The following is a 21,572-nucleotide window of genomic DNA, read 5'->3' as shown; positions in this document are numbered from 1 at the left end:
TCAGCGGACCGGCCGCGGGACCGCGAACCGCGCGTGCACGGGCGCGGCCACGTGCACGAGCTCCGGGTCGGCGGGCGGCAGGCCGAGCCGGTCGAGCAGGTCGGTGTCGAGCGCGTCGAGCGTGCCGCGCCGCAGCGTCCACGGCTCGTGCACCACGGGGAACCGCCACAGCCGCCCGGCCCGCGCGCCGTACGCGTTCCAGCGCGCCGTGAGCCGCCGCACGAGGCCCGACGACGCGTCCACCTCCTCGTGCGCGCGCACCTCGGCGTGCAGGGAGACGTCACGCAGCCCGGCGTGCTCGTGCGGGACACGCAAGGCTCCCCGACCGGCGGAGCGGAACCGGTAGCGCACCGCCGACGGCGGCCCCGTACGGTCGCCGCGCGCGTGCACCGCCGCGCGGGCCGGATGGTAGGGGACGCCCGCGGCGCGCGTCGCGGCGACGAACGCGCGCGACGTGACCCACAGGCCGAGGAACCACACGCCCTCGGTGCCCGCGTGGTCGCGCACGTACGCGCGGACGTTCAGCTCCGGGAACGTCGACCACGCGCCGAGGGCGGGCAGGGGCGGGACGCGGACGTCCGCCATGACGAACGGGACCACGCCGAGCCACGTCGACCCGCCGACCTCCTGCACCGTGAGGCCGGGCGGGAGCCAGCCCTGCACGACGGCCGGGTCGGCGCGCCAGTGCAGGAACGTCAGCGCCTCCCAGCGCTGGGCGTTGACGACGACGCGCGGGGTCCGGTGCGGCGAGGCTCCCGGCCCCCGCGTCGCGGGGTCGGGCGCCGTCGGGGCGGGACCGTCGGTCACCGGACGCCGGCCGCGTCGGACGCGAGGCGGAGGTCGTCGACGAGCGCGGCGAACGCCGCCTCCCGCTCGGCGCGCTCGCGCAGCCGCAGCAGCGCGGACGGGTGGGTGGTGAGCACGACGCGCGGCGCGTCGTCGACGTCGAGCACCTGGCCGCGCTCGGCGGTGACCCGCACGGGACGCCCGAGCACGGCGCGCCCCGCGGTCGCGCCCATCGCGACGACGACGCGGGGCGCCACGGCGGCCACCTCGGCGGTGAGCCACGGGAGGCACGCGCGCACGTGCGCGACGTCCGGGCTCTTGTGCAGGCGACGCTTGCCGCGCTCCTCGAACCGGAAGTGCTTCACGGCGTTCGTCAGGTAGACGTCGTCGGCGGACAGCCCGGCGGCGTCGAGCGCCTCGTCGAGGAGGCGCCCCGCGGGCCCGACGAACGGCTCGCCCTCGCGGTCCTCCCGGTCGCCCGGCTGCTCGCCGACGAGCACGAGCCGCGCGCGCTCGGGCCCGCGCGAGAACACGACCTGCGTGGCGTCCCGCCACAGCTCGCACCCGTGGCAGTCCCGCGCCGCCCGGGCGAGAGCGTCGACGTCGCTCGCCGCACGGCCACGCGGGAGCCACTCCTGCGCGCCGGGTCGCTCCGGGGCCGGTCGTCGGGGGCTCATGGGCCCACCGTGCAGCAGCGAGCGTCGGCTCGCACCCGGCGCTCGCGGGGAGGCACGAGGCCGGACCGGGCCCAGGGCGGACCCCGGGCGGTTCGAGGAGGTCAGAGGACCTGGTAGAGCGCACCCTGCACGAGGCCGAGGACGACCCCGAGGAGTGCCGCCGCGCCGAGGGCCGTGCCGGCGGCGGCGAGCGCCGTGCCCGGCAGCCTCCGTACGAGCGCGACCGCCCCGGTGACCGTCGCGACCAGCGCGAGGACGCCCGTGAGGATGCCGTTCACGAGCTGGAGCACGCCGACCGACGACGGCGAGTAGCCCGACGACGAGAGCACGAACGGGAGGGCCAGCGTGAACACCGCACCGACCAGGACGGTCGCGGCTCCGGCGACGAAGGCCACGACGGCGAGCGGCGAGCGCCGCGCGCCGGGGGCCGGCGAGCTCGAGCCGTGGGGCGAGAGGGCAGGTGCGGACCAGGCCTCGGGGCCGGGCTGGGGAGCGCTCATGCGACCATCCTGCCGGAGCCCCGGGTCGGGCGACGGGGACGTCCGCGGGCTGCGCCGGTCGCCGGGCTCACGGGTGGCCGGGAGCACCCCGCGTGAGGTCCTCCGACTCGTCCGGCTGGTACACGCACACGTGCAGCGCCTGCGGCCGCACGCTGACGTCGAGGCGCTCGGCCGGCTCGACCACGTCGCCGTCGAGCTGGCGGGGCTGCACCCGGTCGGAGACCACGGAGACCTCCCGGCCCCGCACGACCTCCCGGCTCGGTACGCGGCTCTTGCCCCGCACCACGCCCCACAGGAGCTGGACCCAGTGCCGGAGGTTGCGCGGCGCGATGATCGCGACCTCGAGCTGCCCGTTGTCGGGCTCCGCGTCCGGGAGCAGGTTCGTCCCGGCCTGGAGACGTCCCACGTTGCCGATCACCACCGTGCGCGCACGCCGGCGTCGGGTCTGTCCGTCGACGGTCACCTCGACGCGCATCTCGTCGTCGGTGAGGTGCTTGAGCGCGGAGAAGACGTACGCGACGGAGCCCGCCTTCGCCTTGAGCGCCGTCGGGGCGTCGCGCATCATCGCGGCGTCGAGGCCCATCCCGGCCATGATCGCGAACGTCTGGCCGTCGGCGACACCGACGTCGATCGTGCGCCGTCCGCCCTCCAGCACGAGCCGGACGCCCTCCTCGGCGTCGGTCGGGACGCCGAGGTTCACCGCGAGGAGGTTCCCCGTGCCGCCCGGCAGGATCGCGAGCGCGGCGTCGGTCCCGGCCAGCCCCTCGACGACGGCCCGCACCGTCCCGTCGCCGCCGCTGACGAACACCACCTCGGCCCCGTCGGCGACGGCCTGGCGCGCCTGGCCCGTGCCCGGGTCCTCGGCCGTCGTCTCGAGCCAGGTGGGTTCCGGCCACCCCGCCTCGGTGAGCCGCGCGACGAGGAGGTCGCGCAGCTCGTCCAGCCCTTCGACCCGGTTCGGGTTGACGATCACGGCCGAGCGGTGGGGCCCGACGTCGGGGCGCTGCGGAGCGGTGTTCTGGGTCTCGCTCGTCTCGTCGGTGGGCACGGACCGAGTATGTCCCGGCACGGCACCGCCCGCCCGGGATCGGGGGTCTGCGGCCCACCCTCACGAGATAGAGCCCTGGTCGACGACCAGGGCTCTACCTCGACGGGCCCAGGGCTCTACCTCGGCGGGCCAGGGCTCCGCCTCGGCGGGCCGGGCCCTCCTCCCTCAGAGCTCGGACGTCAGGCGGTGAGGATCTCCGTCCCGAGGGTCAGCCCCTCGGCCTCGGGGTCGCGGTCGACGCGCACCACGTCGCCGTCGGCGACGTCGCCCGAGAGCAGCATCCGCGCGAGGCGGTCGCCGATCTCGCGCTGCACGAGGCGGCGCAGGGGGCGCGCCCCGTACGCGGGGTCGAAGCCCTCGAGCGCGAGCCACTCGCGGGCGGCCGTCGTGACGTCGAGCGTGATGCGCCGGTCGGCGAGACGCTTGGCGAGGTGCGCGACGCTGATGTCGACGATCCGGCCGAGCTCGTCGAGCGTGAGCGGCTCGAACACGATCACGTCGTCGAGGCGGTTGAGGAACTCCGGCTTGAAGCTCGACCGCACGGTGCTCATCACGGCCTCGCGCTTCGCGGCGTCGTCGAGCATCGGGTCCACGAGGAACTGCGACCCGAGGTTCGAGGTCAGCACGAGGATGACGTTGCGGAAGTCGACCGTGCGCCCCTGGCCGTCGGTGAGGCGGCCGTCGTCGAGCACCTGGAGCAGGATGTCGAAGACCTCGGGGTGCGCCTTCTCGACCTCGTCGAGCAGGACCACCGAGTAGGGACGGCGCCGCACGGCCTCGGTGAGCTGGCCGCCCTCCTCGTAGCCGACGTACCCCGGGGGCGCGCCGACGAGCCGGGCCACCGAGTGCTTCTCGGAGTACTCCGACATGTCGATGCGCACCATGGCGCGCTCGTCGTCGAAGAGGAAGTCCGCGAGCGACTTGGCGAGCTCCGTCTTGCCCACGCCCGTGGGGCCGAGGAAGAGGAACGAACCCGTGGGCCGGTCCGGGTCGGCGACGCCCGCGCGCGAGCGGCGGACGGCGTCGGACACCGAGCGGACGGCCGCCTGCTGGCCGATGAGGCGCTCCCCGATGACCTCCTCCATGTGCAGGAGCTTCTCGCTCTCGCCCTGGAGCATGCGGCCGGCGGGGATGCCCGTCCACGCGGACACGACCTCCGCGATCTCGTCCGCGCCGACCTTGTCGGCGATCATCGGTGCGGCCTCGGGCCCGGACGCGGCGAACGCGTCGTCCGCCCGCTCCTCGGCCTCGGCCGTGTCGAGCTCGCGCTGCACCTGCGGGATCTCGCCGTACTGGAGCCGGCCCGCGGTCTCGAGGTCGCCCTCGCGGATGGCGCGCTCGACCTGGACCCGCAGCTCGTCGAGCTTGGCGCGCAGGTCGCCCACGCGGTTGTGGCCGGCCTTCTCGGCCTCCCAGCGCGCGGTGAGCGCGGCGAGCTCCTCACGCCGGTCGGCGAGGTCGGCGCGCAGCTTCTCGAGCCGCTCGAGGGACGCCGGGTCGGTCGACTCGGAGAGCACGACCTCCTCCATCTCCAGGCGCGTGACCGCGCGCTGCAGCTCGTCGATCTCGATCGGCGACGAGTCGAGCTCCATGCGCAGGCGCGACGCCGCCTCGTCGACGAGGTCGATCGCCTTGTCCGGGAGCTGGCGACCGGTGATGTAGCGGTCGGAGAGCGACGCCGCGGCGACGAGCGCCGAGTCGGCGATCGTCACCTTGTGGTGCGCCTCGTACCGCTCCTTGAGCCCGCGCAGGATCGCGACGGTGTCCTCGACCGACGGCTCCCCGACGAACACCTGCTGGAAGCGGCGCTCGAGGGCCGGGTCCTTCTCGATGTACTCGCGGTACTCGTCGAGCGTGGTCGCACCGACGAGACGCAGCTCGCCGCGCGCGAGCATGGGCTTGAGCATGTTGCCCGCGTCCATGGCACCCTCGCCGCCGGCGCCCGCGCCGACGACCGTGTGCAGCTCGTCGATGAACGTGACGACCTCGCCGTCGGAGGACCTGATCTCCTCCAGGACGGCCTTGAGCCGCTCCTCGAACTCGCCGCGGTACTTCGCGCCCGCGACCATGCTCGCGAGGTCGAGGGACACGAGGCGCTTGCCCTGGAGCGACGTGGGGACGTCGCCCGCGACGATGCGCTGCGCGAGGCCCTCGACGACGGCCGTCTTGCCGACGCCGGGCTCGCCGATGAGCACGGGGTTGTTCTTGGTGCGGCGGCTCAGCACCTGCACGACGCGCCGGATCTCGGAGTCACGCCCGATCACGGGGTCGAGCTTGCCCTCGGCGGCCGCGGCCGTGAGGTCGGTCCCGTACTGCTCGAGCGCCTTGTACGTGCCCTCCGGGTTCGGGCTCGTCACGCGCGCGCTCCCCCGCACGGCGGGCAGCGCCGAGCGCAGCGCGTCGGCGGTCGCGCCGGCCTGCTGAAGGATCGTCGCCGCCTGCGACGAGCCCGCGGCGATGCCGAGCAGCAGGTGCTCGGTGGAGACGTACTCGTCGCCGAGGGCCTGCGCCTCCTTCGCGGCGTTGTCGAGCGCCGTGGACGTGGCGCGCGACGGCGTCGGCTGCGCGACGGCCGACCCGCTCGCGGTGGGGAGCGCGACGAGCGCGGCACGGACCTTCTGGCCGACGGCCTGCTTGTCCGCGCCGACGGCGTCGAGCAGCCCGACGGCGACCCCGCCCTCCTGCGTGAGCAGAGCGGCGAGGAGGTGGGTCGGCTCGAGCTGGGGGTTGCCGGCGGCCGACGCGGTCTGGATCGCCTCGCCGATCGCCTGCTGCGACATCGTGGTGAACTTCGTTTCCATAGGTGCTCCGGTGTGGTGCTCGAAAGATGGTCTGACCAGTGGAACCACTCCGAAGTTGAGTGTATTCCGCTCAACTTCCTACGCCGGCCTGGCGCCCGACCTCCCCGTGGTCCGTCGTCCGGAGCGGATGAAGTCCGGCCGCATTCCGTCTCAAATCGGCATCGACCCTCGCCTCGGGCGACGATCCGCGACATGCTGGGCCAGTGAACTCCACCCCCTTGCGCAGACGTCTCGGCCTCGCTGCCCTCTTCGCCACCCTCGCACTGTTCCTCGCGGGCTGCATGAAGATGGACATGAACCTCACCCTCAACGAGGACGACACCGCCGACGGCACGATCATCATGGCGTTCTCGGACGAGTTCGCCGAGTCGATGGGGCAGGACCCGCAGGCGCTGTGGGACCAGATGGGCTCCGAGATGGAGTCGGACCTGCCTCCGGGCGCGACGGCGGAGCCGTACGCCGAGGGCGGCTACACCGGTACGAAGATGACGTACACGGACCAGCCGATCTCGGAGATGTCGACCGGTGGCGCCGACGAGCTGTCCATCACGCGCGAGGGCGACGAGTTCGTCGTCAGCGGCTCGATGGACATGTCGGACGAGGAGATGGGCCTCGACGGGTCCGACCCGAGCACGGACGAGATGACCCGCCAGATGATGGAGGGCTTCGAGGTCGTCATCTCGGTCACCTTCCCCGGTGAGGTCGGCGAGACCAACGGCGAGGTCGACGGCAACACCGTCACGTGGCGACCGGTGATGGGCGAGGTCAACGAGATCTCGGCCCGTGGCTCGGCGATCGCCGGCGGCTCCGGGGGGTCCGGCGACGAGGGCTCGGACGAGGCGACCGACTCGGACGGCGCGACCGCGCCCGACGGCGGCGACGGCGCGGGCGACGCCGCGGACTCGGGCTCCCTGGCGTGGCTCTGGTTCGTCATCGGCGGCGTCGTGCTGCTCGGCATCATCGGCCTCGTGCTCTGGCTCGTGCTCCGCTCCAAGCCGGGCACGCAGGACGGCCAGGCGGCCGGCTTCCAGCAGGGCGGCTACCCGGGCCAGCCGGGTCAGCCCGGCGCCTACGCGGCGCCCGGCCAGTACCCGGGCCAGCAGGGCGGCTACCCCGCGCAGCAGGGCCAGTACCCCGGGCAGCCGGGCGCCTACCCGGGCCAGCCGGGTGCCTACCCCGGCCAGCACCAGGGCCAGCAGCTCGGTCAGCCCGGCGCCTACCCCGGCCAGCAGGGACAGCAGCCGGGCTCCTACCCGGCCCAGCCGGGCTCGCCGCAGGGCTACGGATCGCAGCCCCCGGCGCCGGGTCAGTACGGCGCCCAGCCGCCGGCCCCGCCGCAGCCGCAGGGCGGCTACCCCGGCGCGGCCCCGTACGCGCCTCCCGGCGCGCCGCACCCGCAGTCGTCGCCGACGACGCCGCTTCCCGCGCAGCCGCCCGCGCCTCCCGGGGCGACCCAGCCGCTGCCGCCGCACCAGCAGCCGGCCCCGACCCAGCCCCTCCCGCCGCAGCAGGGCGCAGGACCGGACGGCCCTCCGGCACCGGGCGGACCCGACGACGAGATCGACGACGCGACGCGCCTGCGCCCGCCGCCCGAGTGACGGGCGCGACGCCTCGCGTGGCGTCGGCCACGCGACGCCCGTGACCCGCAGCACCACCCATCGACGGCCCGCCCCGAACTCCGGGGCGGGCCGTCGTGCGTCACGCCGACACGAGCAGCGCCACGGCCGCACGTATTTGTTTATCGATATCGCCTTTTGAGTCCGGAGCGGGTTACGGTCGCCCGAGCCGCCGGTCGCCCGGGTGCCCGGCGGAGCGCGGGGGGCGTAACGGTTCACTCAACGAGGAGTCACCATGAAGCATCACGCCTGGCGCCTGGCCACGGGCCTCGCCGCAGCAGCAAGCGCGCTCGCGGTCGGGGTCGCCGCGGTACCGGCGAGCGCGGCCGACGACGAGTACAAGGTCCTCGTCGTCGGCGAGACCCTGGGCTTCCGCCACTCGCACATCGACGAGACGACGGAGGCGGTCATCGCCATCGGCGAGGAGCGCGGGTTCACGGTCGACGTGTGGGACTCGCGACAGCCCGAGCTGACGCTCGACTCGACGCCGTTCACGAGCGCCGAGGACCTGTCGCAGTACGCGACGATCCTCTTCGCGTCGCCCGTCGACGGCACGAACAACCAGGACCCCGCGCGCCCGCGCCTCCTGGACGACTCCGAGCTTGCGGCCCTGCAGGGGTACATCCGCGCCGGTGGCGGCTACGTGGGCCTGCACGCCGCGACCGACACCATGCACGCGGTGCCGTGGTACGGCGAGCTCAGCGGCGGGTCGGCCCGCTTCAAGAGCCACCCGGCCCAGCAGACGGCCACGATGCGCGTCGAGAGCCCTGGCCACCCGTCGACCGAGATGCTCCCCGCGGAGTGGACGCGGTTCGACGAGTGGTACAACTTCACGAGCAACCCGCGTGAGGACGTGCACGTGCTCATCACCCTCGACGAGTCGACGTACAACCCCGGCCGCGACGCCATGGGCGACGACCACCCCCTGGCGTGGTGCCAGAACTTCGAGGGCGGACGCTCCTGGTACGAGGGCGCCGGCCACGTCGACTCCTCGTACTCGGACCCGGTCTTCCTCGCGCACCTCGCGGGCGGCATCGAGTGGACGGCCGGCAAGGTGAGCGGCGGTGGTGACTGCGTCACCTTCAAGGAGGTCGACGGCATCGTGACGTCGCTCTCGACGGGGTCGAACCGTGCGGAGAAGCTCTCCGCCGGGGTGAGCGACTACCTCGACCGGGCCGAGGCCGCGGCGGACGCGGGCGAGCACGCCGACGCCATCGCGATCCTCAAGCAGGCGAAGGGGAAGGCGCACGGCCTCCAGGACGAGACCCTCGTCGCCAAGATCGCCGACCTGATCGAGTGGCAGCAGACGCTCGTCTCCTGACCGCGAGAGCCCTGCTCGACCGGAGCGGCCACGCCTGCCCGGGCGTGGCCGCTTCGGCTCTTGCGGCAGGCGCGCCGTCAGGACTCGACGGTGACCTCGACGACGTCCCCCACGGCGTCGAACCGCACCGCGGGCCGGTAGCCGTCGAGGAGGTGCTCCCCGCAGGAGTCCGCGAGGTGCACGACCGTGCCGCCGTCGTCGTGCCGCTCGACGAGCTCGACCACGAGGTCGTCGAGCGCCTCCGCGAGCTCGTCCGGCGTCGGCTCGTCCTCGCTGAACCGGCGGACCACGGCCTCGACGGCGCGGCGCGCCAGCCGCGGGCTCAGGGCGTCGTCCCACAGCGCCTCCGCGGGCACGTACGCGAGCGCCTCGGCGCCGATGCCCGGGTCGACCTCGGCGAGCGTCGCGGGCCGCCACGACGGGTTGCGGTCCTTGTCGACCACCTGCGCGCGGACGCCCTCGACGAGGTCGGGCTGCGTGTCGACGAACCACGAGACGAGCCCGTACTCCTGCACGAGCGCGGCGCGCAGGTCCGGCAGGCCGCGCGCGCTGCGGACCGCCGCGAGCGCCACGGTGACCGCGGTGGGCGACAGCCGCTCCAGCTCGTCGGCCTCGGCGCCCGCCTGGCCGTCCCCGTCCCGGGCGGCGGCACGCAGCCGGGCGACGATCTCGGGCACCGTGTCCGCCGCGTACGCGGCGTCGACCACGGCCTGGCGCGCGACCAGGCGCGAGACGGGGGCGGGCAGGGCGTGGCGGCGCACGACCTCCCTGACGTCCTCGACGTCGAGCGGGTCGACGCCCGCGGTCGCGAGCGCGGCGAGATCGGCGGCGAGCACGGACAGCCGCTCGCTCGGCACGTAGTGGTCGGCGAGACCGGCGAAGATCGCGTCGCCGGCGTCCATCGTCACGGCACCGAGCGCGAGCATCTCCCCGAGCCGCCCGGGCGCACGGGCCAGGAGCCAGGAACCGCCGACGTCGGGCGTGAAGCCGATCCGCGTCTCCGGCATGGCGACGCGCGACCGTTCGGTCACGACGCGGACCGGCGCGTGCGCGCCGAGGCCGACGCCGCCGCCCATGGTGATGCCGTCCATGATCGTCACGACGGGCACGGGCAGCTCCGCGAGCGCCGCGTCGACCGCGTACTCGCGCCGGAAGTACCGGCGCGCGTCGGCCTGGCGCCCGGCCAGGATCGACGCGCGCAGCTCGCGCACGTCGCCGCCCGCGCACAGGCCGCGGTCGCCCGCCCCGTCGAGCAGCACCACGCGCACGGTCGGGTCGACGCGCCACTCCTCCAGCACGTCGGCGATCTCGCCGAGCATCGCGTAGCCGAGCGCGTTGAGCGCGCGAGGCCGGTCCAGGGTGAGGTGCCCGACGCCGTCGTCGACGCGGGCGAGGATCTCGCTCGTCATCCGCATCACGCTACCCCGCGCCCGCGCGTTGTCGCCCAGGGATCGCGCCGGGACGCGAGAATCTGCTGACACGTGGTGGAGCGAGGACGGGAGAAGCGGATGGCCTCGACGCAGACGCCGGAGTGGCGCACGGACGTGCTGGGCGAGGACTGGGTGGCGCGCGACCTCGACCTGCCGGACGGCGCGGTCGCGACCCTGGTGCGACGCGATGGCGCGGCGCCGGCGGGCGACCGGCCGGCGGTGCTGTACGTGCACGGGTTCATCGACTACTTCTTCCAGGCGCACGTCGCGGAGGCGGTCGAGGCCCGTGGCTACCGGTTCTACGCGCTCGACCTACGGGGCTACGGGCGCTCGATCGGCCGCGGCTCGGGCGCGCCGTCACGGCCCGACGACGACCCGAACTTCGTCACCGACCTCGCCGTCTACGCCCGCGACCTCGACGCGGCCGCGCGGGCGATCCGCGCGGAGGGCCACGAGCGGCTCGTCGCGCTGGGGCACTCGACGGGCGGGCTGGTCGCGAGCCTGTGGGCGGACGCGCGACCCGGGCGGCTCGCGGCGCTCGTGCTGAACAGCCCGTGGTTCGACCTCAACAAGCCGTGGGTGTTCCGCGGGCCGGTGACGCGGGTGATCGACGTCGTCGGGCGGTTCGCGCCGCGGCTCGTCGTGGGCGGGCTCGACCCGCACTGGGCGCAGGCCCTGCACGCGAGCACGGGCGGCGAGTGGGACTTCGACCTCGCGTGGAAGCCGATCGAGGGCTTCCCGGTGCGAGCGGGGTTCCTGCGGGCGGTACGGCGGGGGCACGCGCGCGTCGGGCGCGGCCTGCACGTCGACTGCCCGGTCCTCGTGCTCGCGTCCGCGCGCAGCGGCCCGGCGTCCGGCTGGCACGACGCGCTCCTCACGACCGACAGCGTGCTCGACGTCGGCCACATCACCTCGCGCGCCGAGCGGCTGGGCGACGACGTCACGGTCGTCGCCGTGGAGGGCGGCGCGCACGACCTCGCCCTCTCCCCCGAGCCCGCCCGGTCGACCTACCTGCGAGAGGTCCTCGACTGGCTCGACGCCCGGGTCTGACGGCCGGGTCGGGCGGCCGGGTCCGGCGGCCGGGTCGCGTCCGGCGGACCGCTCCCCTGGCGTCGGCGTGGACGCGTCCATCGCCGCGAACATCGTGCGAGCACGCTCCTCGGCGTCGACGTCGTGCCGACGACGACCCCACCGTCGTGTCCGAATCCCGCTAGCCAAGGGGTCGTCCCGCGGGTGAGGATCGAGGCATGACCACGACCCTCGCGACTCCTCGCGCAGCGGCGGACCCCGTGTTCGCGGAGCGCTACCGCGCCATCGCGTCGCGCGACCGCCGGTTCGACGGGCAGTTCATCACCGCGGTGAGCAGCACGGGGATCTACTGCCGCCCGTCGTGCCCTGCGCGCACGCCCAAGCCGGAGAACGTCACGTTCTACCTCACGTCCGCGGCTGCGCACGAGGCCGGCTACCGCGCGTGCAAGCGGTGCCTCCCCGAGGCCGTGCCCGGCACGCCGAGCTGGGACCTCGGGCACGACCTCTCGGCCCGCGCGATGCGGCTCGTCGCGGACGGCGTCGTGGACCGCGAGGGCGTCGACGGACTCGCCGCGCGGCTCGGGTACTCGCCGAGGCACGTGCACCGCGTGCTCGTCGCGGAGCTGGGTGCGGGGCCCGTCGCGCTCGCCCGCGCGCTGCGCGCCCAGACCGCTCGCGCACTGCTCACGGGCACCGACCTCCGCCTCGCCGACGTCGCGTTCGCCGCCGGCTTCGGCAGCGTCCGGCAGTTCAACGACACGATCACCGAGGTCTTCGACACGACACCGAGCGAGCTGCGCCGTCGGGCGCGGCCCGACCGCCCGGCCCCTGCCCGCGGCACGGGCGGGCGCGTCCCGGGCGACCCGGGCGCCGTCGGGGACGACGGCGGCACCACCGCGGTGCTCGACCTCACGCTCCCCCTGCGCGAGCCCTTCGACGGGCGCGGCGTCTTCGCGTTCCTCGCCGCGCGCGCCGTCGACGGCGTCGAGGTCGCCGACCTGACCGGTCCCGTCCTGTCGTACGCGCGCACGCTCGCGCTGCCGCACGGTCCGGGCGCGTTCCGCGCGACGTACGGCCCGACACCGGGCAGCGCCCGCGGCGGGGCTCGGTTCCACGTCGAGCTCGAGCTCACGTCCGTGGCCGACCTGCCCGCGGCGATCGCCCGGGTCCGTCGCCTCTTCGACCTCGACGCGGACCCCGCGGCCGTGGACGCGGCCCTCGCGGCCGACCCGGCGCTCGCCGCGTCGGTGCACGCCGTCCCGGGCGTCCGCGTCCCGGGCGCGGTCGACGCGACGGAGATCCTCGTGCGCGCCCTCGTCGGGCAGCAGATCTCGGTCGCCGCCGCGCGGACGCACCTGTCGCGGCTCGCGGTCGCGCTGGGCACGCCGTTCGCGTCCCGGTTCGGGCCGACCCGTCTCTTCCCCACGCCGGCGCAGCTCGCCGACGGCGGTGCCGACCTCGTGCGCGGGCCCGCGCGACGGACGGCCGCGATCCTCGGGGTCGCGCGCGCGCTCGCCGACGGGTCGCTCGCGCTCTCCGCCGCCGACGACCCGGCCGCCCAGCGCGCGGCGCTCGAGGCGATGCCCGGCGTCGGCCCCTGGACGTCCGGGTACGTCGCGATGCGCGTCCTGCACGACCCCGACGTCCTGCTCGACGGCGACCTCGCCCTCCGCGCGGGCGCCGCGGCGCTCGGTCTGCCCGACGACCGGCGCGCGCTCGCCGCGCACGCGGAGCGCTGGGCGCCGTGGCGCTCGTACGCCGCGATGCACCTCTGGCGCGCAGCGGCTCCCCGACCCTCGTCCGCCCCCACGAAGGAGACCCCGTGACCACCGCAGCCACCGCCCCCGCGACGACCGCCACCGCGACGGCCGTCACCGCGACCGTCGCCACGTCCGACGGCCCGTTCACGGTCGTCGTCGACCCCGACGGCACGGTCCTCGCCTCCGGCTGGACCGCCGAGCCCGCGGCGCTCGTTGCGCTGGTCCACCCCGACCTGCGTCCCGTGGACGTGACGCCCGTGACGGACGACGACCCCGCCGTCGTGCCCGCCGTCGCCGCGGTCCGGGCCTACTACGCGGGCGACGTGCGCGCGATCGACGCCGTGCCCGTGCGCCAGGTCTCGGGGCCCTACCGTGCGCACGCGTGGGACGTGCTGCGCACGGTGGAGCCCGGCGACCCCGTGACGTACACGCGGTACGCCGAGCTCTCGGGCCGCCCCGCCGCCGTGCGCGCCGCCGCGGGCGCGTGCGCGATGAACGCGGCCGCGCTGTTCGTGCCGTGCCACCGGGTGCTGCGCACGGACGGCAGCCTCGGCGGCTTCCGCTACGGCCTCGAGGTCAAGCGCAGCCTGCTCGACCGCGAGGCCCGCGCGACCGGAGCGCCCTCCCTGCTCTGAGCCGGGACGGGTCGCCCCCACCCCCACGGTGCCGAACCCGGGGTTGTTCCCGGGTTCGGCGTCGAACCCGGGAACAACCCCGGGTTCGGCACCGTGGGGTCAGGCGATCGAGGGCTCCTCTGGCGCGGAGACGGTGAAGACCGCGCCGGCGATGAGCGGCACGGACGTCACGCGGCGCTCGAGGTCGTCGAGGCGGCGTGCGACGGACGTCTCCGACTCGTCGCCGCGCAGGTCCACGCTCGCCACGAGGTACAGCGCGCGCGGGCCGACGTACTCGAGCCGCAGGTACGTCACGCGCTCCACCTCGGGCAGGTCCCGGATGCCCTCCAGGACGGCCGCACGCGTGGCGGGCATCGCGGCCTCGCCCACGAGGAACCGGCGGTTGCGGTCGATGAGCACCACCGACACGACCGCGAGGACGACGCCGACGACGATCGAGCCGATCGCGTCCGGGACGGGCGAGCCCGTGACCTGATGGGCGAGCACGCCCACGAACGCGACGACGAGGCCGATCAGGGCGGCGGCGTCCTCCGCGTACACCGCGCGCAGCGTCGGGTCCGACGTCACGAGCACGTGGTGCAGCGTCTCGCGGTCGGCCGCCCTCGCCTCGTCGCGCGCCTGGCGGCGAGCCCGGAGGAACGACACGCCCTCCAGGACGAACGCGAGCGCCAGCACGGCGTACGCGACGACGTAGTCGCCCGCCGGCTCCGGGTGCACGAGCTCCTGGATGCCGTGCGTGATCGAGACCCCGGCGCCCACGGCGAACAGCCCGATCGCCGCGAACATCGACCACACGTACGCCTCGCGACCGAACCCGAGCGGGTGCTCGGCGTCGGCGGGGCGTCGGGAGCGCTTGTCCGCGACGAGCAGGAAGATCTCGTTGCCGGTGTCCGCCCACGAGTGCACGGCCTCGGCGAGCATGGACGCGGACCCGGTGATCGTCGCGGCGACGGTCTTCGCACCGGCGATGAGCGCGTTCGCCAGGAACGCGACGACGACGGTCACGGTGCTCTCGTTGCCGTCCTCCGGACGGGCGACCCGGGGGTTGCGCGACTCCGGCTGCGGCGGAGCGGGCGTGGAGGCGTCGGCCATGCTGCCGGTCTACCAGCCGTGCCCACGGCCCGCGCGCGGAGCGGTGGTCTCCCGAGTCCCGGGAGCGCTCGCCGTCGGAGCCGCACGTGGCGACGGGCCCGTCAGCGCTCGGAGGTCTCCGACCCCACCTCGGGCCCGACGTCGCCGGAGGCCGCGTCGGCGGTGTCGGCGAGGTCCACGTCGTCGGTGGCGCCGGGCTCGGCACCCTCGGTGCCCTCGTGCTCGCCCACGTCCTCGCGCTCGGCCGCGTCCTGGTCGCGCGTCAGCTCGTCGACGACGAGCAGGTCGGTCCGCACCTTGCCCGTCCGGTACCCGGCGCGGCCGACCATGTGCGCCGCGACGGGCGAGGTGAGGAGCTGGAAGACCACGACGAGGAAGAGCGTCGCGACGGCGCCCCACGAGCGCAGCCGGAGGCTGAGCCCGGCGAGCACGAGGATGAGCCCCAGGACTTGCGGCTTCGTGGCCGCGTGCATGCGCGCGAGGAGGTCGGGGAAGCGCACGACGCCGACGCCCGCGGCGAACGCGAGGAACGCGCCGCACAGCAGGAAGACGGCCGAGACGACGTCGGCCACGGTGTCCCAGAAGGCGGTCGTCGGGTCCATCACCGCACCTCCCCCTCGGGTGCCCCGCCGTGGTGCTCGGGATCGACGGCCGCCTCGCGGTCCGCCTCCTCCGCCTCCCGGCGGGCAGCGTCCTCCGCCGCGACCTCGTCGGCCGTGCGGATGCGCCCCTCGTCCTCGGGCTCGACCGACGCGAACCGCGCGATCGTCACCGAGCCCACGAACCCGACGAGCGACAGCACGACGAGGATCGGGATGGTGTCCGTGCGCCGCGAGAACGCGGCCTCCAGTGCGATCGCCCCGACGAGCGTCGTCGTGAAGACGTCGAGCGCGATCGTGCGGTCGAGCATCGACGGCCCGCGCTCGGCGCGCGCGACGGCGAAGGTCGCGCCCGTGGCGAGCAGCACGGCGCTCACCACGACGATCACGAGGTAGACGGTGTCGGTCATGCCTCGGCCACCTCTCGCGCCGACGGGACGTCGTACAGGCCCGCGGCCCGCAGCTCGTCGTTGGACGCGAGCGCGTGCAGCACGCGCGCCTCGAGCGCGAGCGTGTCCGCACGGACCTTCTCCACGCCGCCCGCGGCCTCGACGTCGAGCACGTGCAGGTAGAGCATCCCGGTGAGGCGGTGCGCCTCGACGACGATCGAGCCGGGGACGAGCGACGACAGCTCGGCGGTGATGGTCAGGTAGATGTCGGACGGGTTCCGCAGCCGCACGCCCACGACGGCGCCGCGAGGCGTGTGCCGCGGGTTCAGCGCGAGCAGGCTCACCTGGAACGACGCGACGACGAGGTCGGAGACGAACCGCGCGACGAGCACGGTGAACGGCCACGGCCGGAACGTCCCGCGCGCCGCGATCGACGGCAGCGGGAAGAACGTGATCACGGCGAAGCCGAGGATGACGCCCGCGAGGACGTTGCCCCACGACAGGTCGCCCCAGAGCATGACCCAGACGATCGTCAGCCACAGGATCGTGCGCCACTGCGTGGTGACGCGCGCGAACCAGCCGGAGGCGAGCGCGCGACGGCGGCGGTGCAGGCTCATCCGTCCCCACCCCCGGTCGTCGCGGCGGGCTCCGTGCCGTCCGTCTCGCCGGTCGCGACCTCGTTCGACTCGCCCTGCCCGCGGTCGGAGTCGCCCGGGAACACGGCGTCGACGTAGGTGTGGCCGTCGAGCAGCGTCGCGGCCGCGCGCTCGGTGTACGAGTAGAGCGGGCCCGCGACCACGGTGAGCGCGAGGCCGAACGCGACGAGCGCCGTCGCCGGGCCGACCATGCCGCGCGGGAGGCGCGCCTGCGCGGGGACCTCGACGGGCGCCGTCTGCCAGAACGCCTTGTTCCACGCCTTGACGATCGCGTACAGCGTGAGCAGCGACGTGACGACCGACCCCACGACGAGGGCCCACGCGAGCGGCGTGCCCTGCGCGACGCCCTCCTCGAGGAGCCCGACCTTGCCGAGGAAGCCCGACAGGGGCGGGATCCCGGCGAGGTTCATCGCGGGGATGAAGAACAGGATGGCCAGGCCGGGCGCGAGCTTGGCGAGGCCGCCGAGCCGGTCGAGCGACGTCGACCCGCCGCGACGTTCCACGAGCCCGACGACGAGGAACAGCGTCGTCTGGACGGTGATGTGGTGCACCACGTAGAAGATCGCCGCGGCCATGCCCGGCTCGGACGCGAGCGCGATGCCGAAGATCATGTAGCCGATGTGGCTGACGAGCGTGAACGACAGGAGTCGCTTGATGTCGTTCTGCGCGACGGCGCCGAGGATCCCGACGACCATCGTGAGCAGCGCGAGCCACATGAGCACGTCGTCGACCACGCTGTCCTCGGGGAACAGCAGCGTCTGCGTGCGGATGATCGCGTAGACGCCCACCTTGGTGAGCAGGCCGGCGAACACCGCCGTGACGGGCGCGGGCGCCGTCGGGTAGGAGTCGGGCAGCCACGCGGAGAGCGGGAAGATGGCCGCCTTGATCCCGAACGCGAGCAGCAGGAGGAGCTGGATGGCCAGCGCCACGCCCGGGTCGATCTCGGCGTAGCGCTCGGAGAGCTGCGCGAGGTTGACCGTGCCCGTCGCCGCGTAGGTCAGCGCGATCGCGACGAGGAAGACGATCGACGACAGCAGCGCCACGACGACGTAGATAGACCCGGCCCGGATGCGCTCGCCCGTGCCGCCGAGCGTCAGGAGCACGTAGCTCGCCGCGAGGAAGATCTCGAACCCGACGTAGAGGTTGAACAGGTCGCCCGAGAGGAACGCGTTGAACACGCCCGCGGCGAGCACCATGAACGTCGGGTGGTAGATGGCGACCGGCGCCTCCTCGTCGCCGTCCGCCACGCCCTGCGCGAGCGAGTAGAGCAGGACGCACAGCATGACGAAGCTCGAGACCACGAGCATGAGCGAGGACAACCGGTCCGCGACGAGGTCGATCCCGACCGGCGCGGCCCAGCCGCCGACGTCGACGACGATCGGCCCCGAGTCGGCCGCGACCAGGAGGCCGATCGACGCCGCGAGCACGAGCGCGAGCGCGGCGACCGTGATGATCCGCTGGGCGCGCGGGTGACGCCAGAGCGCGAGCGCGAGCCCGGCCGCGACGAGCGGGAGGACCACGGGGAGCGGGACGAGGGCCGCGGCGGTGAGGGTCATCGCGGCTCCTTCCCGTCGCTGCGGTCGTCAGGTCGTGGGTCGTCCGGGCGGTCGCGCCGGGCGCCGTCGTCTGCCGGGGCCTGCGGGGCCGGGGACGACGACGGTTCCTGGCCGTCGGTGATCCCGTCGCCGTCGCCGTCGGTCTCGTCGCGGACCTCGGCGGCCTCGTCGTCCAGGCTCGCGCCGCTCTCCTCCGTGTCCGCGTCCTCGAACGCGGGGGCGTTGCGTGCGGCGTGCCGCGCGACGCGGCGGTCCTCGAGGTCGTCCTGCACCTCGTCGTGGCCGTGGAGCTGCCACGACCGGTAGGCCATCGCGAGCACGAACGCCGTGATGCCGAGCGTGATGACGATCGCGGTGAGCACCATCGCCTGGACGAGCGGGTCGCTCATCTCACCCTCGGGCGTCGTGCCGATGAGCGGTGCTCCGCCGGCCCGTCCGCCCGCGACGAGGAACAGCAGGTTGGCGCCGTTGCCCATGAGGATGAAGCCGAGCAGCACACGCGTGAGGCTGCGCTCGAGCAGCAGGTACACGCCCGTCGCGAAGAGCACGCCGACGGCGAGCACGAGGACGACGTTCGGGGTCATGTCGATGACGTTCACCGGCGGCCACCCCCGATCGCGTCGGGCTCCATGGCCTCGAACGGCCCGGTGTCCTCACCCGGCTCGCGTCCGGCCGCGGCGCGCTCGGCGTGGCGGTCGATCTCCGCGCCCAGCGTGCGCAGGATGTCGAGGACGAGGCCCACGACGACGAGGAACACCCCGACGTCGAAGAACAGCGACGTGACGAGGTGGATCTCGCCGACGAGCGGCAGGGCGATGTCGTACGCGTCGCTGCCGAGCACGTTGCCGGTGAGCAGGAACGCGACGAGGCCCACGCCCGCGGACAGGAAGAGTCCCGTGCCGAGCAGCAGACCCGGGTGCACCGGCGCTGCCTCGCCGAGCTCGTACCGGCCGCCCGCGAGGTAGCGCACGATGAGCGCGATCCCCACCACGAGCCCGGCCGCGAACCCGCCGCCCGGCGCGTTGTGGCCGGAGAACAGCAGGAAGAGCGCGAAGACGATCATCGCGTGGAACAGCACGCGCGTGACGACCTCGAAGATCACCGAGCGTCTCTGGGGCGCGAGCGTGCGGCCCGCGCTGAGCCACACGAGCATGCGCGGCTGGTCCTTCTCCGTGACGCCACGACGGCGCAGCGCGGCGCCCGGGTCCTCGGTGTCGCTCCACACGCCCGAGCCGGACGCCGTCGTCACGGGCTTGGCCCCCGACGCCCGCAGGATCTCCCCGCTGCGGGTGCGCAGGAACACGAGCGACGCGACGCCGGTGGCCGCGGCCAGGAGGACCGAGATCTCGCCCATCGTGTCCCACGCACGGATGTCGACGAGCGTCACGTTGACGATGTTCTTGCCGTGCCCGAACTCGTACGCCTCGGCCGGGAAGTCGACGGAGATCGGCGTCGCGACCCGCGCGAGCGGCGCGACCACCGCGAAGCCCATCATGACGACGCCCACCGCCAGGCCGATGCCCAGGCGCACCCACCGGCTCGCCGCGAGCGGCCGGTTGGAGAAGTAGGCGGGCAGGCGGCGCAGCACGAGCACCATGACGACGAGCGTGATCGTCTCGACGAGCACCTGCGTGAGCGCGAGGTCGGGCGCGCCCTGCAGGAGGAAGAGGACCGCGTTGCCGTACCCCGCGATGCCGACGAGGATCACGGCCTTGAGCCGACGGCGCGAGCGCGCGGCGAGGACCGAGGCGATGCAGATCGCGGCGACCGCGACGAGCTGTGCGGGACGGTCCCAGGCCTTGAGCTGCTCCGGCCACGCCGTCTGCGCGACCATGACGATCCCCGGCCCCAGCACGAGGACCACGAGGATCGCGCCCAGGTAGAACGGCAGCGAACCACGTTGGGTGACTGCGGTGACGTCCGCCGCGAGGTCGTCGAGCTTGCGCATGACCTTGCGGTACGTGACGTCGGCCTCGGGCCCCGTCCACAGGGACGCCTGGAACCGCTCGACGCGGGCCCGCTGCCAGAACAGCACGACGCCGACCACGAGGACCAGGACGGTGAGCGCGAGCGCGGGCGTGAAGCCCGCCCACAGGACGAGGTGCCCGGGCTCGCCGACGGGGTACGTGTCCGCGTAGGGCGCGAGGAGGTCCTCACCGAAGTGGGGAACGAGCGCCGTCGCGAGGCCCAGGACGGCGAGCACGACGGCCGGGCTCACGAGCAGGAACGGCTGGCGGTGGATGCGCGCCGGGTCGATCGGCGGCTCCTCCGCCGCGACCGCGGGGCCGCGCGCGGCGAGGGCGCGCAGGTTCACGTGCTCGTTGGCGCGCGCCGGGGGCGTGCCGAGGTGCGGCTTGGAGGCGAACGCGCCCCACCAGAAGCGCAGGCCGTAGGCGACGGTGAACATCGAGCCCACGACGACCGCCCAGAGCACCACCGTGTCGACCCAGACGGGCCCCTCGCCGTGCAGCAGCGACTCGAGCGCCGCCTCCTTCGCGACGTAGCCCGCGAACGGCGGCAGGCCGATCATCGACGCGGTCGCGAGCCCACCCGCGACCGCCGTCCACGGCAGGGCCTTGCCCACGCCCGTGAGGCGACGCAGGTCGCGCGTGCCGGTCGCGGCGTCGACCACGCCGACGACGAGGAACAGCGACGCCTTGAACATCGCGTGCGCGCCGATCATCGCGAGCCCGGCGAGCGCGGCGCCGCGCGTGCCGAGGCCGACGAGCAGGATGATGAGGCCGAGCTGGCTCACCGTGCCGAACGCGAGCACGAGCTTGAGGTCGTACTGGCGCAGCGCGCGGTAGCCGCCGACGAGCAGCGTGCCCGCGCCGAGCGCGATGACCATCGACCGCCACACCGTCGTGTCGGAGTAGGCGGGCGCGAACCGCGCGACGAGGTAGACGCCGGCCTTGACCATCGCCGCGGCGTGCAGGTAGGCGCTGACCGGGGTCGGCGCGGCCATCGCCGCGGGCAGCCAGAAGTGCAGCGGGATGAGCGCGGACTTGCTCGCCGCGCCCACCAGGAGGCACACGATCGCGGCCGTCACCGCGCCGCCCGTCGGCGGGTCGGCGATGATCTCCGACATCCGGAAGGTCCCGCCCTGCACGCCGAGGATCACGACGCCCACCAGCATCGCCAGGCCGCCCGCCGTCGTCACGACGATCGCCTGCATCGCGGCACGACGGCTCGCCTTGCGGTCGGCGTAGTGGCCGATGAGCAGGTAGGAGAAGACGGTCGTGAGCTCCCAGAAGACGAACAGGAGCAGCATGTCGTCCGCGGTGACGAGCCCGACCATGGCCCCGGCGAACGCCGTGAGCACGCCGCCGAACCGGCGCAGGCCCTGCGCGGTGGGCGAGAAGTAGGCCGAGCAGTAGACGAGGACGAGCGCGCCGACGCCGCCGACGAGCAGCAGCATGAGCCACGACAGCGTGTCCATGCGGAACGCCAGCTCGAGCCCCAGGCCGGGGACCCACTCGACGACCTGCGTCGGGTGCTGCCCCGCCATCACGCGGTCGGTCCAGGCGAGCGCGTAGACCGCGGCCGACGCCGGTGCGAGCGCCATGACGAGGAACGCCCGGCGGCCGAGGAACGAGACGAGTGCGGGCGCGCCCAGTGCCATCACGAGATGGGCAACGAGCACGTAGAGCACGGGCCGCTCCGTCCGGGTCGGGGGC

18 protein-coding genes are annotated in these 21,572 nt (G+C 74.4%); 5 read left to right on the top strand and 13 right to left on the bottom strand.

From position 1 onward, the window contains the following. The 5 genes from JN535_RS03235 to clpB form a co-directional block, all read right to left on the bottom strand. Nucleotides 1-807 (bottom strand): YqjF family protein, encoded by an 807-nt coding sequence (locus JN535_RS03235; RefSeq protein WP_205202059.1) that lies wholly within the window; start codon nt 805-807, stop codon nt 1-3. Then, nucleotides 804-1,463 (bottom strand): UdgX family uracil-DNA binding protein, encoded by a 660-nt coding sequence (locus tag JN535_RS03230; RefSeq protein ID WP_205202057.1) that lies wholly within the window; start codon nt 1,461-1,463, stop codon nt 804-806. Before JN535_RS03230 ends, JN535_RS03235 begins: the two co-directional genes overlap by 4 nt. 101 nt (nt 1,464-1,564) lie before the next feature. Next, nucleotides 1,565-1,963, bottom strand: a complete 399-nt coding sequence (locus JN535_RS03225) for a hypothetical protein (protein ID WP_205202049.1) — start codon at nt 1,961-1,963, stop codon at nt 1,565-1,567. Between the two features lie 67 nt (nt 1,964-2,030). Further along, a complete protein-coding gene (locus tag JN535_RS21440) occupies nt 2,031-3,011 on the bottom strand; it encodes a diacylglycerol/lipid kinase family protein (RefSeq protein WP_205202047.1) in 981 nt (326 codons plus the stop codon). 179 nt (nt 3,012-3,190) lie between these two features. Further along, on the bottom strand, nt 3,191-5,812 hold the full coding sequence (gene clpB / locus JN535_RS03215) for an ATP-dependent chaperone ClpB (protein WP_205202045.1): 2,622 nt from the start codon (nt 5,810-5,812) through the stop codon (nt 3,191-3,193). A 203-nt stretch (nt 5,813-6,015) separates the two neighbouring features. Here clpB and JN535_RS03210 point away from each other — a divergent pair, with 203 nt between their 5' ends. Continuing rightward, nucleotides 6,016-7,410, top strand: coding sequence for an LppM family (lipo)protein (locus JN535_RS03210; RefSeq protein ID WP_205202036.1), 1,395 nt, complete (start codon nt 6,016-6,018; stop codon nt 7,408-7,410). Between the two features lie 253 nt (nt 7,411-7,663). Beyond that, complete coding sequence (locus tag JN535_RS03205) at nt 7,664-8,749, top strand: ThuA domain-containing protein (protein ID WP_205202034.1); 1,086 nt, start codon at nt 7,664-7,666, stop codon at nt 8,747-8,749. Between the two features lie 77 nt (nt 8,750-8,826). On the opposite strand, the gene JN535_RS03200 is transcribed toward JN535_RS03205, so the two are convergent. Continuing rightward, the gene (locus JN535_RS03200) at nt 8,827-10,158 is read right to left on the bottom strand and encodes an enoyl-CoA hydratase/isomerase family protein (RefSeq protein ID WP_307868146.1); all 1,332 of its coding nucleotides are present in this window, start codon (nt 10,156-10,158) and stop codon (nt 8,827-8,829) included. A 99-nt stretch (nt 10,159-10,257) separates the two neighbouring features. On the opposite strand from JN535_RS03200, the gene JN535_RS03195 reads away from it, so the two are divergent. From JN535_RS03195 to JN535_RS03185, 3 genes are all read left to right on the top strand, one after another. Next, nucleotides 10,258-11,229: an alpha/beta hydrolase gene (locus JN535_RS03195; RefSeq protein WP_205202030.1), complete on the top strand. Its 972-nt coding sequence runs from the start codon at nt 10,258-10,260 to the stop codon at nt 11,227-11,229. A gap of 197 nt (nt 11,230-11,426) precedes the next feature. Continuing rightward, the gene (locus tag JN535_RS03190) at nt 11,427-13,034 is read left to right on the top strand and encodes an AlkA N-terminal domain-containing protein (protein WP_205202028.1); all 1,608 of its coding nucleotides are present in this window, start codon (nt 11,427-11,429) and stop codon (nt 13,032-13,034) included. Continuing rightward, nucleotides 13,031-13,603, top strand: coding sequence for a methylated-DNA--[protein]-cysteine S-methyltransferase (locus tag JN535_RS03185; protein ID WP_205202026.1), 573 nt, complete (start codon nt 13,031-13,033; stop codon nt 13,601-13,603). The genes JN535_RS03190 and JN535_RS03185 overlap by 4 nt, the downstream gene beginning before the upstream one ends. A gap of 99 nt (nt 13,604-13,702) precedes the next feature. Here the strand turns inward: JN535_RS03185 and JN535_RS03180 are convergent, their stop codons facing one another. From JN535_RS03180 to JN535_RS03150, 7 genes are all read right to left on the bottom strand, one after another. Next, nucleotides 13,703-14,695: a cation diffusion facilitator family transporter gene (locus tag JN535_RS03180; protein WP_205202017.1), complete on the bottom strand. Its 993-nt coding sequence runs from the start codon at nt 14,693-14,695 to the stop codon at nt 13,703-13,705. Nucleotides 14,696-14,796: 101 nt separating this feature from the next. Then, nucleotides 14,797-15,297 (bottom strand): monovalent cation/H(+) antiporter subunit G, encoded by a 501-nt coding sequence (mnhG, locus tag JN535_RS03175; protein WP_205202008.1) that lies wholly within the window; start codon nt 15,295-15,297, stop codon nt 14,797-14,799. Then, complete coding sequence (locus JN535_RS03170; RefSeq protein WP_205202006.1) at nt 15,297-15,704, bottom strand: monovalent cation/H+ antiporter complex subunit F; 408 nt, start codon at nt 15,702-15,704, stop codon at nt 15,297-15,299. Before JN535_RS03170 ends, mnhG begins: the two co-directional genes overlap by 1 nt. Then, the gene (locus JN535_RS03165) at nt 15,701-16,300 is read right to left on the bottom strand and encodes a Na+/H+ antiporter subunit E (protein ID WP_205202004.1); all 600 of its coding nucleotides are present in this window, start codon (nt 16,298-16,300) and stop codon (nt 15,701-15,703) included. The genes JN535_RS03170 and JN535_RS03165 overlap by 4 nt, the downstream gene beginning before the upstream one ends. Beyond that, nucleotides 16,297-17,895 (bottom strand): Na+/H+ antiporter subunit D, encoded by a 1,599-nt coding sequence (locus JN535_RS03160; RefSeq protein WP_205202002.1) that lies wholly within the window; start codon nt 17,893-17,895, stop codon nt 16,297-16,299. The genes JN535_RS03165 and JN535_RS03160 overlap by 4 nt, the downstream gene beginning before the upstream one ends. Next, nucleotides 17,892-18,479, bottom strand: a complete 588-nt coding sequence (locus tag JN535_RS03155; RefSeq protein ID WP_205201994.1) for a Na(+)/H(+) antiporter subunit C — start codon at nt 18,477-18,479, stop codon at nt 17,892-17,894. The genes JN535_RS03160 and JN535_RS03155 overlap by 4 nt, the downstream gene beginning before the upstream one ends. Before the next feature lie 11 nt (nt 18,480-18,490). Continuing rightward, entirely contained in the window at nt 18,491-21,547 is a 3,057-nt protein-coding gene (locus tag JN535_RS03150) for a Na+/H+ antiporter subunit A (protein ID WP_205201991.1), read from the bottom strand. Nucleotides 21,548-21,572: the final 25 nt, after the last annotated feature.

It is taken from the genome of Cellulosimicrobium cellulans, assembly GCF_016921195.1.
GTDB classification, from domain to species: domain Bacteria; phylum Actinomycetota; class Actinomycetes; order Actinomycetales; family Cellulomonadaceae; genus Cellulosimicrobium; species Cellulosimicrobium cellulans_F.
This window is presented reverse-complemented; position numbering and strand designations above follow the sequence as displayed.

Bases quoted from the DNA above. Each gene is read 5' to 3' on its own strand.
- JN535_RS03180 (WP_205202017.1), bottom strand. From the start codon at position 14,695: ATGGCCGACGCCTCCACGCCCGCTCCGCCGCAGCCGGAGTCGCGCAAC.
- JN535_RS03230 (WP_205202057.1), bottom strand. From the start codon at position 1,463: ATGAGCCCCCGACGACCGGCCCCGGAGCGACCCGGCGCGCAGGAGTGG.
- JN535_RS03190 (WP_205202028.1), top strand. From the start codon at position 11,427: ATGACCACGACCCTCGCGACTCCTCGCGCAGCGGCGGACCCCGTGTTC.
- JN535_RS03205 (WP_205202034.1), top strand. From the start codon at position 7,664: ATGAAGCATCACGCCTGGCGCCTGGCCACGGGCCTCGCCGCAGCAGCA.
- JN535_RS03165 (WP_205202004.1), bottom strand. From the start codon at position 16,300: ATGAGCCTGCACCGCCGCCGTCGCGCGCTCGCCTCCGGCTGGTTCGCG.
- JN535_RS03195 (WP_205202030.1), top strand. From the start codon at position 10,258: ATGGCCTCGACGCAGACGCCGGAGTGGCGCACGGACGTGCTGGGCGAG.
- clpB (WP_205202045.1), bottom strand. From the start codon at position 5,812: ATGGAAACGAAGTTCACCACGATGTCGCAGCAGGCGATCGGCGAGGCG.
- mnhG (WP_205202008.1), bottom strand. From the start codon at position 15,297: ATGGACCCGACGACCGCCTTCTGGGACACCGTGGCCGACGTCGTCTCG.
- JN535_RS03225 (WP_205202049.1), bottom strand. From the start codon at position 1,963: ATGAGCGCTCCCCAGCCCGGCCCCGAGGCCTGGTCCGCACCTGCCCTC.
- JN535_RS03160 (WP_205202002.1), bottom strand. From the start codon at position 17,895: ATGACCCTCACCGCCGCGGCCCTCGTCCCGCTCCCCGTGGTCCTCCCG.
- JN535_RS03170 (WP_205202006.1), bottom strand. From the start codon at position 15,704: ATGACCGACACCGTCTACCTCGTGATCGTCGTGGTGAGCGCCGTGCTG.
- JN535_RS03155 (WP_205201994.1), bottom strand. From the start codon at position 18,479: ATGACCCCGAACGTCGTCCTCGTGCTCGCCGTCGGCGTGCTCTTCGCG.
- JN535_RS03200 (WP_307868146.1), bottom strand. From the start codon at position 10,158: ATGACGAGCGAGATCCTCGCCCGCGTCGACGACGGCGTCGGGCACCTC.